The organism is Aquabacterium sp., from assembly GCF_044226965.1.
GTDB lineage: Bacteria > Pseudomonadota > Gammaproteobacteria > Burkholderiales > Burkholderiaceae_C > Pseudaquabacterium.
Genome location: NZ_JBGAGA010000054.1, coordinates 25,846 through 39,962 on the forward strand (window position 1 = coordinate 25,846; position 14,117 = coordinate 39,962).

Here is a 14,117-nt window from a genome sequence, read left to right on the forward strand (position 1 = left end):
GCACCCCCCGCGAATCGAGGATCGCGAGTGAACTAGTTCACCGGCGGTGTCGCACCCGGCCTGCTGCCGGCGTCTGTTCCAACAAGACCGCTTCGCAAGGAACCGACGCCATGAACCTCGCCACCGCCCCGATCGCCCAGAGCTTCACCACCCAGACGCTGCGCCGCCCCAGCCCGCGCGCCGCCGAGGCGGTGTTCGGCCACCTGGTGGCCGAGCACAAGGACCGGCTGTACCGCTTCGTGCTGCGCCGCATCGGCGACGCCACCGAGGCCGAAGACATCACCCAGCAGGCCTTCGTCGAAGCAGCGCTGAACTACGACGACTTCCGCGGCGAGGCCCAGCTGTCCACCTGGGTCTATGGCATCGCGCTGAACCTGGTGCGCAACCACCTGTCGCGCGCACCGCAGCGCCAGTACCGCTTCGAGGACGAGGAAGCGCTGGCCGACCTGCCCGGCCATGGTCCGACGCCGGAGCAGCAGATCACGCTGGACCAGCAGATGAGCCTGCTGCAGCGCGAGCTGGACGACCTGGGCCCGGACATGCGCGAGGTGCTGATGCTGGTGTCGGTGGACGAGCTGAGCTACGAAGACGCCGCCGCGCGCCTGAACGTGCCGGTGGGCACGGTGCGCAGCCGCGTCTCGCGCGCGCGCTCGCAGCTGCGCCAGCGCTTCCTGGCCGCCGGCGTGTCGCCCTGCGTCTGCCACTGATCAGCGCAGCGGCCGCGAGCCGTTCACAGCAGCACGCCGCCGAGCAGCGCACGCAGGGCCGGCTCGCCCGCATCGGCGGCGCGCCCGCTCGCGCGCAGCAGCGCGGCCCGCGCCGCGCCCGGGTCGGCCCCGTCGGCCAGCCGGCGCAGGTAGGCCTGCGCCGCATCCAGCGCCACGCCGGCGGGCATGCCGGCCGGCCGCAGTTCGGCCGCGCGGGCCAGCGCGGCGCCGGCCCCGGGGTCTCGGGCCAGGATCAGCGTGTAGGCCAGGTCCAGCTGGGTCGACCAGGCCGGCGGCGTGCGCGGATCGGCAAAGCCCTGGAAGTACTGGGCGCGTGAACGCAGCAGCGTGGCACTGCGCGCGAGGTCGCCGCGCGCTCGCGCGAGCTCGCCCTCGATCTGGTCGGTACGCGTGGCCAGCGAGCGGTCCTTGTCCAGCGCCAGCCCCTTGTCGGCGCGCAGCCGCGCCAGCGCGGCCTCGGCAAAGTCGGTGTCGTCGATCAGCAGGCCCAGCCGGGCCAGGGCCAGCCAGGACTCGCCACGCCGATAGCCCAGTGCGCCACCGGCCGCGTCGATCTCGGCCAGCAGCTGGCGCGCCTCGTCGCGCAGCTGCGGCTGCGGCGCCGCCTGGGCCAGCGCCTGCGCGGGCAGGCGCAGCGCGCGCAGCGGCAGCAGCGCCAGCGGCTTCACGCCGGCGGCGCGCGCGGCGCTGACGTTGGCCTCGCGCCAGGCCAGGGCCTCCTTGTACTGGCCGATCTCGGTGTGGTAGCGCGCCATCTCGGCGCGCACGCCCGAGGCGATGTCGCTGGCCGGACCGTAGAGCTTGTCCAGGTCCTGCACCAGCTGCGCGGCCCGGGCCTCGATCTGCTCGTAGTCGCACAGCCGGATCTGCAGCGCGATCATGTTGCGGCGCAGGGCCATCAGCGAGCCGGCGCTGCTGTGCGGCAATTCGTTCCAATACGGCAGCGTCTGCTTCAACGCCGCCAGCGCCTCGCGGTAGCGCCCCTGCTGCGAGCGCAGCACGCTCAGCTCGTTCCAGTGCAGCACACGCTCCACGCTGCCGGGCGGGTACAGCGCTTCGAGCAGGCGGCCGGCGGCATCGAGCGTGCGCTCGGCTTCGTCCAGGCGCCCGGTGCGTGCGTAGGCGTAGGCCAGCAGGGTCAACAAGGAGGCGTGCTCGCCCGAGCGCTCACCGAAGGCCCGCGCCACCGCGCCGCGCATCGGCTCGGCAGCGCGATCACCTTGTCGAAGCCGGCCTGCTTGTGGGCGATTGGCCAGGTCGATGCGCGCGCGCAGCGTGCGCGCATCGTCCGCGCCATGGGCGCGTTCGGCCAGCGCCAGGCGGCGCTCGGCGATCGGCAGCGCGATGTCGAAGCGGTTCAGGTTGGTGTAGGTCTCGCTCAGCACGCCTTGCAGGCGCTCCAGCGTCTCGGGGTCGTTGCGGAAGCGCTGCTCGATCTCGCCACGGCTGGTCTCCAGCAGCTGCAGCACGGTGGGCCATTCGCCGCGGTGGCGATCGGGGTTGGCCGAGGCCAGCAGCTCGCCCAGGTATTGCGTCACCAGCTCGGACTGGCGCGCGGCAGCCTCGGCGCGCCGCCATTGCCAGGTGCTCACTGCCAGGCCCGCCAGCAGCGCCAGCGTGACGCCACCGGTCAGCGCGCTCACCAGCGCATTGCGCCGCAACCACAGGCCGGCGCGGTGTTGCCAGTCGTCGCGCCGCACGCTGACCGGCCGGTGGCTGAGCCAGCGTTCGAGGTCGGTGATCAGCGCGCGCACGCTGCCGTAGCGCTCCTCGGGCTGCTTGCGCAGGCCTTTCGCGACGATGGCCTCGAGGTCGCCGCGCACCTTGTCGAAGTCCTCGGGCGGCGCGAACGCCTCGGCCTGCGCGACGGCAGCCGGCGTGCCCGGCAGCGCCGGGGCCGGCGCCGGCGCGGTGCCCGCGGTGCCGGTCCCGCTGCCGCTGCGCGTGCCGGTGCCGAAGCGGCTGCTGCGGCGCGAAGGCCGCGTCTGCGTCAGCCGGCGCGCCGGCTTGTGCAGCAGCGCATGCTCGAGCGCGGCGCGGTCGGTGTCGCGCGGCGCGAAGGGCAACTCGCCCGACAGCAGCTCGAACAGCATCACGCACAGCGAGAAGATGTCGGCACCGATGCCGATCGGCTCGCCCTTCACCTGCTCGGGCGCGGCATAGGCCGGCGTCATCATGCGGCCGAGCTGGCGCGTGAGCTGCTCGTCGCCGGCCTGGCCTTCGGCGTCGAGCACGCCGGCAATGCCGAAGTCCAGCAGCTTGGGCTCGCCCGCCGCGGTGACCAGCACGTTGCTGGGCTTCAGGTCGCGGTGGACGATCAGCTGCGCATGGGCATGCTCGACGCCTTCGGCGATGCGGATCATCAGCCGCACGCGGTCGGCCACCGTCGGACAGTTCGTGCGCACATGCTCGGCCAGCGCGCGGCCTTCGACGTACTCCAGCACCAGGAAGGCGCGGCCCTCGTCGACGCCGGCATCGAGCAGACGCGCGATGGCCGGGTGGTTCAGCCGCGCCAGCAGCGCGCGCTCACGCGCAAAGCGAGCGGCCAGGCGCGTGGCCCGCACGTCGCCGCGCAGCAGCTTGATAGCAGCCTGCGCCTCGTACAGCCCGTCGGCACGGCGTGCCAGCCACACCTGGCCCATGCCGCCTTCGCCGATCTTGTGCAGCAGCTGCCACGAGCCGCAGCGCTGCAGCGCCAGCGTGATGGTGTCGGCCCCGGGCGCGGGCCAGGCCGCGGTGCCGCCGGCCGAGAGGGCCTGGCCGAGCCACTTCTCGAAGTCGGCGCCGAGCACCGGCCGTGTTCGGTCGAGGTCGATGTCCACCGCGGCCGCGGGCGGGGCGGCGCCATCGCCTTCGGCCTCGTCGTCGGGGCCGGCCTGGGCCAGCATGCGCTCGAGCTGCTCGGCTATCGCCGCATCGCGCGCGCGCCAGCCGGCGAGCCACTGCGCGCGCTCGGCCGCGCGCAGCGCCAGCGCTTCGTCGAGCAGGGCCGAAAGCTGCTGCCAGCGGGTGCGGTCCATCGGGCCGTGCCGGTCAGTAGCTGGTGTTGGGGGCGTCGCCCAGCAGTTCCTGCAGCAGCGCGCGCGCCTTGATCAGGTCGCGGTTGATCGTGCGCGTGGCCACGCCGCGCAGCTCGGCGAGCTCGGCGATGGTCAGCCCGGCGAAGGCCTGCATCTCGACCAGCTCGTAGAGCGCGACGTCGATTTCGCGCATGCGCTGCAGCGCGCGGTCGATCGCCAGCATGTCGGTGGCCGACGACAGCGCCGCGGGCTGGTTCTCGGCGGCCGAGAGCGTGACCATCACCGCCTCGGGACCGCCGCGCTTGTCGCGGCCCTGGGCGCGGATGAAGTCGATCACCACCGAGCGCAGCACCTGGCCGACATAGGCGAAGAACTGCCCGCGCGACTGGCCCTGCAGCCCTTCCTGGTCGGCCATGCGCAGGAAGCCTTCATGCACCAGCGCCGTGGTGTTCAGGCCCGAGACGCCGCCGGCCTGCGCCAGCCGCGCACGGGCCACGCGCTTGATGTCCGGGTACAGCCGCGCGTACAGCTCCTGCAGCGCCGGCGCTTCACCGCCGGACGAGCGGACGAGCAACTCGGTGATCGAGGACATGGCCAACTGCTTGTGAGGTCACTGGCCCTCATTGTGCATGCCGCCCCCTGCCCGCGTGGGGGCGGCGCACTTTGTCGCGCGTCACTGGCAGCTGAAGTTGGCCGCCTGCTCCAGGCTGCCCGATCCCTTGTAGCGCGCCACCTGCGGGTAGGGGCACAGCGGCCGGGTTCGGTCGGCCGCCCAGTTGGCCGGCAGCTCGGGGTTCACGCCACCGGCATTGCCGGCGCCGCGCGCGCTGGCGATCACCTGGTCCGGCGCCTGGCCCTTCTCGACCCAGTTGACCAGCGCGGTCAACATGTCGAACTGGTCGGTGGCCGGGCCGCCCGAGCAGTGGCCCATGCTCGGCACGCGGTAGAAGCGCGCGAAGTTCGACGCGTCGCCCCCGTTGGCCGCGCGCAGGCCCTGGTACCAGCTCTCGGTGTCGTTGACCGAGAAGATCGGGTCGCTGACGCCGTGGTAGACCATGATCTTCGCGCCGCGGTTCTTCAGCGTGGCCAGGTTGGTCGGGTTCGGCGGCGTCATGAAGCTCATGGCCGATTCGGTGTAGGTGGCGTTCGTCGCGTTGATCTGCGCCACCAGCGTGTCGATGTTCGCGCCCAGCGAGAAGGCCGGGCCGTTGAAGCCGGTGGCGGACTCGGGCGGTACCTTGAAGATCAGCCCGACCGCGCCCGAGTCCAGCACCAGCGACGCGGTGAATTCCCAGAACGCGACGCCCGGGGAGCCCAGCCCGGCATCGAACGGGAAGCTGTTGTAGACCGCTGCGCCGGTGCTGGTGACCGCGCCGCTGAAGATCGGCGCGATGGCCGTCTTCTGCGCGGCGCTCAGGCAGCTGCCGTCGCGCGCGCCGGTGCAGGTCGGCACGTCGCGCGCGAAGTTGAACGCGGCCTGGCAGGCGGCCACGTCCTGCACCAGGCCGTCGGTCGCGCCGTCGAGCGCGTCGCACTTGGCCAGCACGGCCGCGGACACCGTGGCGCGTTCCGCCGCGGTGAAGGCGGTGGACAGGTCGGCCGGGTTGGTGGCCACGGTGGCATAGCGCTGCGCACCGAAGATGTTGGCAATCGCCGCCTTCGGCAGGTTGTAGCCCGGCGCGCCGGCGAGGTAGCCGTCGTACTGCTCGGGCAGGCGTGCCGCCGTCACCAGCGTGTGGCGGCCGCCGTTCGAGCAGCCGCCGAAGTACGAGCGGTCCGGCGCCTTGCCGTAGGCGAGCTGGATGGCGCTCTTGGCCATCGGCGTCAGCTTGGCCACGGCCTGGTAGCCGTAGTCCAGCCGCGCCTGCGGGTCGATGCCGAAGTTCGGCCCCATCGCGGCGGTGTGGCCGGCGTCCGACGAGAGCACGGCAAAGCCCTGCAGCAGCGCGTGGGTGAGCGGCCCGCCGCCGCTGACCGCGCCGGTGGCGGTGACCACGCTGCCGTCGATGCCGCCATTGCCCTGGTGGAAGAAGCGCCCGTTCCAGGCCTTGGGCAGGCGCAGCTCGAAGCCGATGGCATAGCTCTGGCCGTCGACCGCGCTGGTGCGGGGGAACATCGTGCCGGTGACCTGGCAATGCTCGGGCACCGGCTGGCCGCCGATCGTCAGGGTGCCCGCGGCCACGGTGTTCGCCGCGGTGATCGTGGTGTTGGCCAGGCCCGCGAGCTTGGTGCTCAGGTCGGCGCAGGCCCCGCTGTAGCTGGCGCCGGTGGCCGGGCTCAGCTGCGGCAGCGAGACGGTGTCGTCGCTGCCACCGCAGGCGCCCACGGACAGCAGCAGCAGGCAAGCACTGGCCACGGCCAGCGGGCGAAAGGCGGGATCGCGGGAGTTCATCAGCAGGGGTCTCCGGTTCGAGGACCAGCCTCGCCAGTCCCATTTGCTTAAGTTAATGAATCTTATGAAGCATTGATCTTGGGTCTATCACCTAGAACACTTGTCCAATATCAATTCACAAAATGAATCGCATCGCGATGGGCTGGGCACCCCGCCGGCAGCCCGCGACAATCCGGCCATGACCACGTCGAAGAAGCCGAACCCCGACATCGACAGGACCCCGCTGGGCCGGCTGGTCGAGACCGGCCTGCACGACATCGTGGGTTACCAGCTGGCGCAGGCGGCGATCGCCGGCCACCACGTGTTCATGCACCAGGTGGGCGACACCTTCCAGCTGCGGCCGGTGGAATTCACGATCCTGGCGCTGATCGAGAAGAACCCGGGCGTCTCGGCCAAGCAGCTGGCCCAGGCGCTGGCGGTGACGCCGCCGAACATCACGATGTGGATGGACAAGCTCGAAGGCCGCGGGCTGGTCGAGCGCGAGCGCAGCACCACCGATCGCCGCGCCCAACACATCCGCACCACGCCCGAAGGCAGCGCGCTGGCACGCAAGTCGGTCGACCTGCTGATCAGCGGCGAGACCGAGAGCTTCGCGGTGCTCAGCCGTGCCGAGCGCGCGCTGCTGCTGGAGCTGCTGCACAAGGTGGCGCGCTGCCGCAAGGCGCCGGCCAGCCGCGGCGGCGCCGCGCAGGACTGAGGAGGCGAGCGACGGCGCGGCCGAGGCTCATGTCCAGTGCAGCCAGTGCGCCAAAGAATCGAAGAACACGCAGTACAGCGCGATCGGCAGCGGCAGCCCGAGCAGCGTGCCCACCAGGTAGGGCCGGAAACGCAGTCCGGACAAGGCCAGCACGTAGTTCAGCACCGGCGCCGTCTGCATCAGCAGGCGCAGCAGCAGCACGCTCTGCACCGGGTGGGCGTCCAGCCGCGCGATCAGCCGGCGGCCCCAGCGTCCGCCCACTTCGCGCAGCACGTCGCCGCCCAGCGCGCGGATGATCCAGTAGGTGCTGACGCAGGTGATCACCGCGCCGGCATAGGTGACCACACCGCCCCACAGCCGGCCCAGCGCCAGCACCGCAGCGACCAGGAAGATCCAGCCCGGTATCTGGATCAGGTTGCCCAGCGCGAACAGCAGGCTGAATAGCAGCAGTCCGCTGGCCCAGTGCGACGCGAAGCCGTCGTGCAAGGCCTGCAGCGTGAAGTGCGCGCGCAGGCCGCTGAACTGGAACAACAGCCACAGCAGCAGCAGGAACAGCAGCACCGCCAGCAGGCGGAGCCTTCGGGGCACGGGCAGCATGCTGGCTATTGTGGTGTGGCGCGCGGTCCAGGGCGGTGGGCCACCGCCCAGTCATGGAAGGCCTGCGCGGCGACCGACAGGCTGCGGTCGCGCCGCCGTACCAGGTAGATCTGCCGCTGCAGCCCGGGCCAGTTCAGGCGCCGCAGCGCCAGTTGCGGCGAGCGGAAGGCGTACAGCGCCAGCGCCGGCACCAGGCTGATGCCCAGGCCCGCGCGCACCAGGCCGGCGACGGTGGCGAGCTGGTCCACCTCCAGCACCGCCGGCGGCACATCGGGGTGCAGCGCGGCCTCGATGTACTGCCGCACGCTGGAGGTGCGCGACAGGTGCACGAAGGGCTGGCCGCGCAGGTCGGCCGGCTTCAAGGCGCGGCGCCGCGCCAGCGGATGGTCGGCCGGGCACACCAGGTGGAAGTCGTCGCGGCAGAAGGCGTCGGCGCGCAGCTCGGGCGTGTCGGCGCGCACCGCGGCCAGCGCGAAATCAGCTTGGGCCCCGCGCACGCGCTCGATGCAGGGCTCGGACAGCACGTCGGCCACCTGCAGCTCGATGCCCGGATGACGCGCGCGAAAACCCGCCAGCACCGCCGGCAGCCAGTCGGCTGCGAGCGACGGCAGTAACGCGATGGCGACGCGGCCACGGCGCGCCGCCGCGCGGTCGCGCAGGCTGGCGAAGGCCACGTCGACCTCCTCCAGCACGCGACGCGCGGCGAGCTCGAACTCCTGGCCCTCGGCGGTGAGCGCCACGTGCCGCGTGCTGCGGTCGAACAGCTTCAGGCCCAGCATCTGCTCGAGCTGGCGGATCAGCGCGCTGAAGGCCGGCTGCGACAAATGGCAGTCAGCCGCCGCGCGGGTGAAGTGGCGCTGCCCGGCCAGCGCGAGGAAGGCGCGCAGCTGGCGTGTCGAGACCTGGGCCTGGCGTTCGTGATTCATCGGCACTCCAAGTGAATCCATCTCTTCTTTCGATTTCACAGATTAGCGCAGCATGCCTAAAGTGGCCTGCATGAACGCTTCCCGCCTGCCCGCCTCTGCCCCGCTGCGCGTCGGCTGTGCGGCCGGCTTCTCGGGCGACCGCACCGATGCCGCCGGCCCGGTGGTGGCTGCGCTGGCCGCCGCCGGCGGCCCGGCCGTGCTGATCTTCGAAACCCTGGCCGAGCGCACGCTGGCACTGGCCCAGCTGGCGCGGCGCAGCGACCCCGACGCGGGCTACGAGCCGCTGCTGGTGGAACTGCTGAAGCCGGTGCTGGCCGACTGCCTGGCCGCCGGCATCCGCATCGTCAGCAACTTCGGCGCGGCCAACCCGGGCGGCGCGGCGCGGCGCATCGCGGCGCTGGCGCGCGAGCTGGGCCTGCCCGTGCCGCGCATCGCGGTGATCGAGGGCGATGACCTCAGCGGCACGGATCGGCAGCCGCTGCTGGCCGAAGCGCTGGCCTCTGCGCCGGGTGCAAGCGCGGGCGCGGCGCTGCCGCAGGCCGCCATCGTCTCGGCCAATGCCTACCTCGGTGCCGAGGCGATTGCCGATGCGCTGCAGGCCGGCGCGCAGATCGTCGTCGGTGGCCGCATCGCCGACCCCTCGCTGACCGTGGGCCCGGCGCTGGCGCACTTCGGCTGGGCGCGCGACGACTGGGACCGGCTGGCGCGCGCGACCATGGCCGGCCATCTGCTCGAATGCGGCGCGCAGGTCAGCGGCGGCTACTACGCCGACCCCGGCCACAAGGACGTGCCGGGCCTGGCGCGNAGGCGCGCCGCCGCGCGGTCGCGCAGGCCGGCGAAGGCGGCGTCGACCTCGTCGAGCACGCGGCGCGCGGCGGCCTCGAACTCCTGGCCCTCGGCGGTGAGCGCCACGTGCCGCGTGCTGCGGTCGAACAGCTTCAGGCCCAGCATCTGCTCGAGCTGGCGGATCAGCGCGCTGAAGGCCGGCTGCGACAAATGGCAGTCGGCCGCCGCGCGGGTGAAGTGGCGCTGCTCGGCCAGCGCCAGGAAGGCGCGCAGCTGGCGGGTCGAGACCTGGGCCGGGCGTTCGTGATTCATCGGTGCTCCAAGTGAATCGATCTCTTCTTTCGATTTCACAGATTAGCGCAGCATGCCTACAGTGGCCCGCATGGCTTCGCCCGCATGGCCCGCATCCCCCGCGACAACAACCCCGCTGCGCATCGGCTGCGCGGCCGGCTTCTCGGGCGACCGCACCGATGCCGCCGGCCCGGTGGTGGCCGCGCTGGCCGCCGCCAGCGGCCCGGCCGTGCTGATCTTCGAAACCCTGGCCGAACGCACGCTGGCACTGGCCCAGCTGGCGCGGCGCAGCGACCCCGAGGCCGGCTACGAGCCGCTGCTGGTCGACCTGCTGAAGCCGGTGCTGGCCGACTGCCTGGCCGCGGGCATCCGCATCGTCAGCAACTTCGGCGCCGCCAACCCGGCCGGCGCGGCACGGCGCATTGCGGCGCTGGCGCGCGAGCTCGGACTGCCCGTGCCGCGCATCGCGGTGATCGAGGGCGATGACTTGGGCGGCGCGGCGCAGCAGCCGCTGCTGGACGAAGCCCTGGGCGGCAGCCGCGGCGAAGCGCTGCCGCATGCCGCCATCGTCTCGGCCAATGCCTACCTGGGCGCCGAGGCGATTGCCGATGCATTGCAGGCCGGCGCGCAGATCGTCGTCGGCGGCCGCATCGCCGACCCCTCGCTGACCGTGGGGCCCGCGCTCGCGCACTTCGGCTGGGCGCGCGACGACTGGGACCGGCTGGCGCGCGCGACCATGGCCGGCCATCTGCTCGAATGCGGCGCGCAGGTCAGCGGCGGCTACTACGCCGACCCCGGCCACAAGGACGTGCCGGGCCTGGCGCGGCTGGGCTACCCGATCGCCGAGATCGATGCCGACGGCCACTGCACGATCACCAAGCCGCCCGGCAGCGGCGGCGTGATCGACGCGCACACGGTGAAGGAGCAGCTGCTGTACGAGGTGCACGACCCGGCGGCCTACCTGACACCGGACGTGGTGGCCGACCTGAGCGCGGCCGAGTTGGTGACGCTCGGCCCCGACCGCGTGCGCCTGACCGGCGTGCGTGGCCACGCCCGGCCGGCGACGCTGAAGGTCAATGTCTGCCACGAGACCGGCTGGCTGGCCGAGGGCGAGATCTCCTATGCCGGCCCGCGCGCCGAAGGCCGCGCGCGCCTGGCCGCGCAGGTGCTGCGCGAACGGCTGCAGGGCCTGGGCCCGCTGCGCTGCGACCTGATCGGCGTGGCCAGCGTGTTCGGCGACGACGCCGGCACCTGGCTGGCGCAGCAGCCCGAGGGCAGCGCGCGCGACGTGCGCCTGCGCGTGGCGCTGAACCATGCCGAGCGCGCCAGCGCCGAGCGCCTGCTGCGCGAGGTGACCGCGCTGTACTGCTGCGGCCCGGCCGGCGGCGGCGGCGTGCGCACCGCGCTGCGGCCGCGTCTGGGCATCCGCTCGGGCCTGGTGCCGCGAGAACGCGTGCCCGCAAGCTTCCGCTTGATCGAAGGCTGAGTCATGCCGACGACCCCAACCGATTCGCTCGCCGTCCCGCTGTACCGCCTGGCCCACGGCCGCAGCGGCGACAAGGGCAACCGCTCGAACATCAGCCTGATCGCCTGGCATCCGGATTTCTGGCCGCTGCTGCTGGCGCAGGTGGACGAGGCCGCCGTCGCACGCCAGTTCGCGCACCGCCGCCCGACCCAGGTGCGCCGCTATCTGCTGCCGCAACTGCAGGCGATGAACTTCGTGCTCGATGACGTGCTGGATGGTGGCGTCAACGAATCGCTGAACCTGGACAGCCACGGCAAGGCGCTGTCCTACCGCCTGCTCGAGATGAACGTGCAGGTGCCGGCCGCGCTGCTGCCGCTGCTGCATGGCCCCGCACAACCCTGACCCGAAGGAGACAAGCCTGATGCGTACACCCACCTATCATTCGAAACGCGCGGCCATGTCCGCCGCACTGGCGCTGCTCGGTACCGCGCTGCTGCCCGCCGTCGCGCAGGCTCAGGCCTACCCCAGCAAGCCCTTCACCTTCATCGTGCCGTTTGCCGCCGGCAGCGCCACCGACCAGCTGGCGCGGGCGCTGGCCACGTCGGTCACCGAGCAGACGAGGCAGGCCGTGGTGGTCGACAACAAGGCCGGCGCCAGCGGCATGCTGGCCGCGCAGACCGCCGCGCGTGCCGCGGCCGACGGCAGCACGGTGCTGATCACCACCAACACCACGCACGCGGCCAACGAGCACCTGTACAAGAAGCTGCCCTACGACCCGGTGAAGGACTTCGCGCCGGTCACCGGCCTGGGCAAGGGCGGCCAGGTGCTGGTGGTCAGCGTCGCGTCGCCGTACAAGAGCGTGGCCGAGCTGCTGGCCGCGGCGAAGAAGAGCCCCGGCAAGCTCAGCTTCGGCAGCGGCAGCTCGTCCAGCCGCGTGGCCGGCGAGATGCTCAAGCAGCTGGCCGGCGTCGACATCCTGCACGTGCCCTACAAGAGCAACCCGCTGGCCATCACCGACCTGCTGGGCGGACAGATCGACCTGATGATCACCGACACCGCCACCGGCGTGCCGCAGATCAAGGGCGGCAAGCTGCGTGCGCTGGGCTACTCCACGCACAAGCGCAGCCCGCAGCTGCCCGAGGTGCCGACGCTCGACGAAGCCGGCGTCAAGGGCTACGACATGGGCTACTGGTTCGCCGCCTACGTGCCCGCCGCCACGCCGCCGGCCGTGGTGCACCGGCTCAACGAGCTGCTGGTCAACGCGGTGAAGAGCGCGCCGGCCAGGGCCTTCTTCGAGTCGACCGGCTCCGATGCCTGGAGCACCAGCCCCGAAGAGCTGGCGAAGTTCCAGGCCGCCGAGACGGCTAAGTGGGGCAAGGTCATCAAGGCTGCGGGCATCGAGCCGGAGTAGGTCGGCCCGGCGGATCAGACAGGTCCAGTCACTCGCGCGGTGCCAAGCATCCCCAGAAAGATCCAGAACGGAACAACCGTGCACACGCTGCTGTCGTAGAACATCGACGCGACGAGAAAGGCACAAAGCCCCGTCTGCAATGCGAGGTGGAGCGCGCATGCATCCTTCGGGCTCGTCCGGCTTCCGATTCGCCGGGCCGAGGCGATCAATTGCCACCCGATGAACCCGAGGTAGGCAGCCAGTGCCGGCAGTCCTTGATTGACCGCGATGAGCAGCAGCGTGTTGTGCGGCTTGTCGATGAAAGTATCCCGGCCGGGATAGTATTTTTTCAAGGGGTCGTGGTTGTCGAACGCGAGGGCAAAGGTGTCGGGCCCATGGCCGACCCACCAGGCAGCCGACACCATCTGGACCGACCGAAGCCAGATGTACCCGCGGCCCGAACCGGCCGCACCGAACTGGCTGATCGCGCGCTCCCAGGCGTCGGCCGCGTGGTCCGCCCGAGGGGTCGCATCGGGTGGTACGGCAGACGTCGACTGCTGGGCCTGGCTGCCCTCGACGGGCGCACGAACACGCCCGGTCGAATAGCACGCGGCAACGACCAGCCCCGCCGCCAGCAGCAGCACGGCGAGCCGCCGCATCGATGAGACGCCTGCCCAGCACACGCAGCATCAGCAAGGCCAGGGGCAACGACAGGGCCACCCACGCACCGCGCCCGCCCGGCCACCCATGAGCAGCCAGGACGAACAGCCCGCGGCTTCATGCCCGGCCGGCCACCAGGGCCATCGTCATACCCACGCACAGGCGAGCAGCCACCAGGGTGGCACAGGCGAGCAGCGTCAGGACGAACAGCCACGACGGCTTCATGCCCGGCCAGTCGAGCACGAACAGCAGGGTACAGACCGGCACCACCAGGGCCATCGTCATCGCGACGTAGTTCGGATTGGCCAGCGTGGAATAGACCCAGTACGGCGGTCCCAGCGACAACTGCGGCGCCAGATGCGCCACCGAGGCCGGCATCAGCGTCCGCATGACGTCGATGCTGGCAAAGGGGTTCATGCCGAGGAACTGCAACAGCGCCACGACCATGACGACCGCCATGCCGGCCAACCATCCGCAGACCACCCACCGGGCCTGCGCAGCGCTGCGCACAAAGGTCGCGGCGGCCAGCGCAAGGACGGCGTAGGAGGCCAGCGTGAGCAGCCCTTCGCAGCGCTCGTAATAACCAAAGATTGCAACGTCCGGGTGGTCGGAGGCCAGCGCGCTGAAGGTGGTCAGCCCGATGTACACGAGCAGCAGCCAGAACGATCGACCGACCCTCGATGCCGGGTCCGCAATCAACTTCCATCCGACAAGCCCTGCCAGCGGCAAGGCCAGCCATTGCGCGGCCCTGGCCTTGTGGTACGCGAAGAAGTCGAACACCACGGGCGTCGGCCAATGGTCGCGATACGCCGGCGGCACGATATCCACCTTCAAGTACACGATCAGCGGAATCGCGAACACCGCGATCACCAGCAAGGCCAGCGCCACCGTGGATGCGATGCCGCCCGCTGTCGTTGCCGATGCAGCGGGCATCGGCGACGGGCGTGCCTTCTGCTTGCGTTGGACCCTGCGCGGCGGGTGCTCGTTGCCGGACCGGTCGAGTCTCGTCAAGTCATGTCCTCGGCCGCGACTGGGACGCGGGCGTGAACGCCGGCGTTCTCACGGGCGCGCGGCTGTCGGACCGCCAGCTCGGGCTCGGGATCGAAGTAGGCCGCGTACTGCCCGGCGGCACGTGGCTGTCGGTGGGTGCGAACCGGTTCGGGTT

At 71.6% G+C, this 14,117-nt stretch carries 12 protein-coding genes and 2 pseudogenes; 6 read left to right on the top strand and 8 right to left on the bottom strand.

Going from position 1 to position 14,117, the window contains the following annotated elements:
* Positions 1-110: 110 nt before the first annotated feature.
* Positions 111-707, top strand: a complete 597-nt coding sequence (locus ACILR4_RS20735) for an RNA polymerase sigma factor (protein ID WP_395702778.1) — start codon at positions 111-113, stop codon at positions 705-707.
* 23 nt (positions 708-730) lie between these two features.
* Here ACILR4_RS20735 and ACILR4_RS20740 read toward each other — a convergent pair whose 3' ends face one another.
* The 3 genes from ACILR4_RS20740 to ACILR4_RS20750 all read right to left on the bottom strand — a co-directional run bounded on the left by ACILR4_RS20740 (position 731) and on the right by ACILR4_RS20750 (position 6,140).
* Positions 731-3,748: a serine/threonine-protein kinase gene (locus ACILR4_RS20740; protein ID WP_395702779.1), complete on the bottom strand. Its 3,018-nt coding sequence runs from the start codon at positions 3,746-3,748 to the stop codon at positions 731-733.
* Positions 3,749-3,761: 13 nt separating this feature from the next.
* Entirely contained in the window at positions 3,762-4,340 is a 579-nt protein-coding gene (locus tag ACILR4_RS20745) for an ECF-type sigma factor (protein ID WP_395702780.1), read from the bottom strand.
* 81 nt (positions 4,341-4,421) lie between these two features.
* The gene (locus tag ACILR4_RS20750) at positions 4,422-6,140 is read right to left on the bottom strand and encodes a tannase/feruloyl esterase family alpha/beta hydrolase (protein ID WP_395702781.1); all 1,719 of its coding nucleotides are present in this window, start codon (positions 6,138-6,140) and stop codon (positions 4,422-4,424) included.
* Between the two features lie 178 nt (positions 6,141-6,318).
* On the opposite strand from ACILR4_RS20750, the gene ACILR4_RS20755 reads away from it, so the two are divergent.
* Complete coding sequence (locus tag ACILR4_RS20755) at positions 6,319-6,837, top strand: MarR family winged helix-turn-helix transcriptional regulator (RefSeq protein ID WP_395702782.1); 519 nt, start codon at positions 6,319-6,321, stop codon at positions 6,835-6,837.
* A 27-nt stretch (positions 6,838-6,864) separates the two neighbouring features.
* On the opposite strand, the gene ACILR4_RS20760 is transcribed toward ACILR4_RS20755, so the two are convergent.
* Together ACILR4_RS20760 and ACILR4_RS20765 are read right to left on the bottom strand one after the other, a co-directional pair.
* A complete protein-coding gene (locus tag ACILR4_RS20760; RefSeq protein WP_395702783.1) occupies positions 6,865-7,425 on the bottom strand; it encodes a TVP38/TMEM64 family protein in 561 nt (186 codons plus the stop codon).
* Between the two features lie 14 nt (positions 7,426-7,439).
* Positions 7,440-8,360, bottom strand: a complete 921-nt coding sequence (locus tag ACILR4_RS20765; protein WP_395702784.1) for a LysR family transcriptional regulator — start codon at positions 8,358-8,360, stop codon at positions 7,440-7,442.
* A gap of 70 nt (positions 8,361-8,430) precedes the next feature.
* Between ACILR4_RS20765 and ACILR4_RS20770 the strand changes: the two are divergent.
* A pseudogene (locus tag ACILR4_RS20770) lies at positions 8,431-9,162 on the top strand (acyclic terpene utilization AtuA family protein); the annotation flags it as partial.
* Here the strand turns inward: ACILR4_RS20770 and ACILR4_RS20775 are convergent.
* Positions 9,126-9,458, bottom strand: a pseudogene (locus tag ACILR4_RS20775) (LysR family transcriptional regulator); the annotation flags it as partial. The pseudogenes ACILR4_RS20770 and ACILR4_RS20775 sit on opposite strands and share 37 nt — an antisense overlap.
* A gap of 70 nt (positions 9,459-9,528) precedes the next feature.
* On the opposite strand from ACILR4_RS20775, the gene ACILR4_RS20780 reads away from it, so the two are divergent.
* The 3 genes from ACILR4_RS20780 to ACILR4_RS20790 are packed head-to-tail and all read left to right on the top strand — an operon-like array spanning position 9,529 to position 12,313.
* Positions 9,529-10,923, top strand: coding sequence for an acyclic terpene utilization AtuA family protein (locus ACILR4_RS20780; protein WP_395702785.1), 1,395 nt, complete (start codon positions 9,529-9,531; stop codon positions 10,921-10,923).
* A 3-nt stretch (positions 10,924-10,926) separates the two neighbouring features.
* Positions 10,927-11,304 (top strand): hypothetical protein, encoded by a 378-nt coding sequence (locus tag ACILR4_RS20785; protein ID WP_395702786.1) that lies wholly within the window; start codon positions 10,927-10,929, stop codon positions 11,302-11,304.
* A 55-nt stretch (positions 11,305-11,359) separates the two neighbouring features.
* Positions 11,360-12,313 carry a Bug family tripartite tricarboxylate transporter substrate binding protein gene (locus ACILR4_RS20790; protein ID WP_395702787.1) on the top strand — a complete coding sequence of 318 codons (954 nt, stop codon included), beginning with the start codon at positions 11,360-11,362 and terminating at the stop codon, positions 12,311-12,313.
* Between the two features lie 14 nt (positions 12,314-12,327).
* On the opposite strand, the gene ACILR4_RS20795 is transcribed toward ACILR4_RS20790, so the two are convergent.
* Positions 12,328-12,951 (bottom strand): O-antigen ligase family protein, encoded by a 624-nt coding sequence (locus ACILR4_RS20795; RefSeq protein WP_395702788.1) that lies wholly within the window; start codon positions 12,949-12,951, stop codon positions 12,328-12,330.
* Positions 12,952-13,069: 118 nt separating this feature from the next.
* The gene (locus tag ACILR4_RS20800) at positions 13,070-13,963 is read right to left on the bottom strand and encodes a hypothetical protein (RefSeq protein WP_395702789.1); all 894 of its coding nucleotides are present in this window, start codon (positions 13,961-13,963) and stop codon (positions 13,070-13,072) included.
* Positions 13,964-14,117 lie beyond the last annotated feature (154 nt).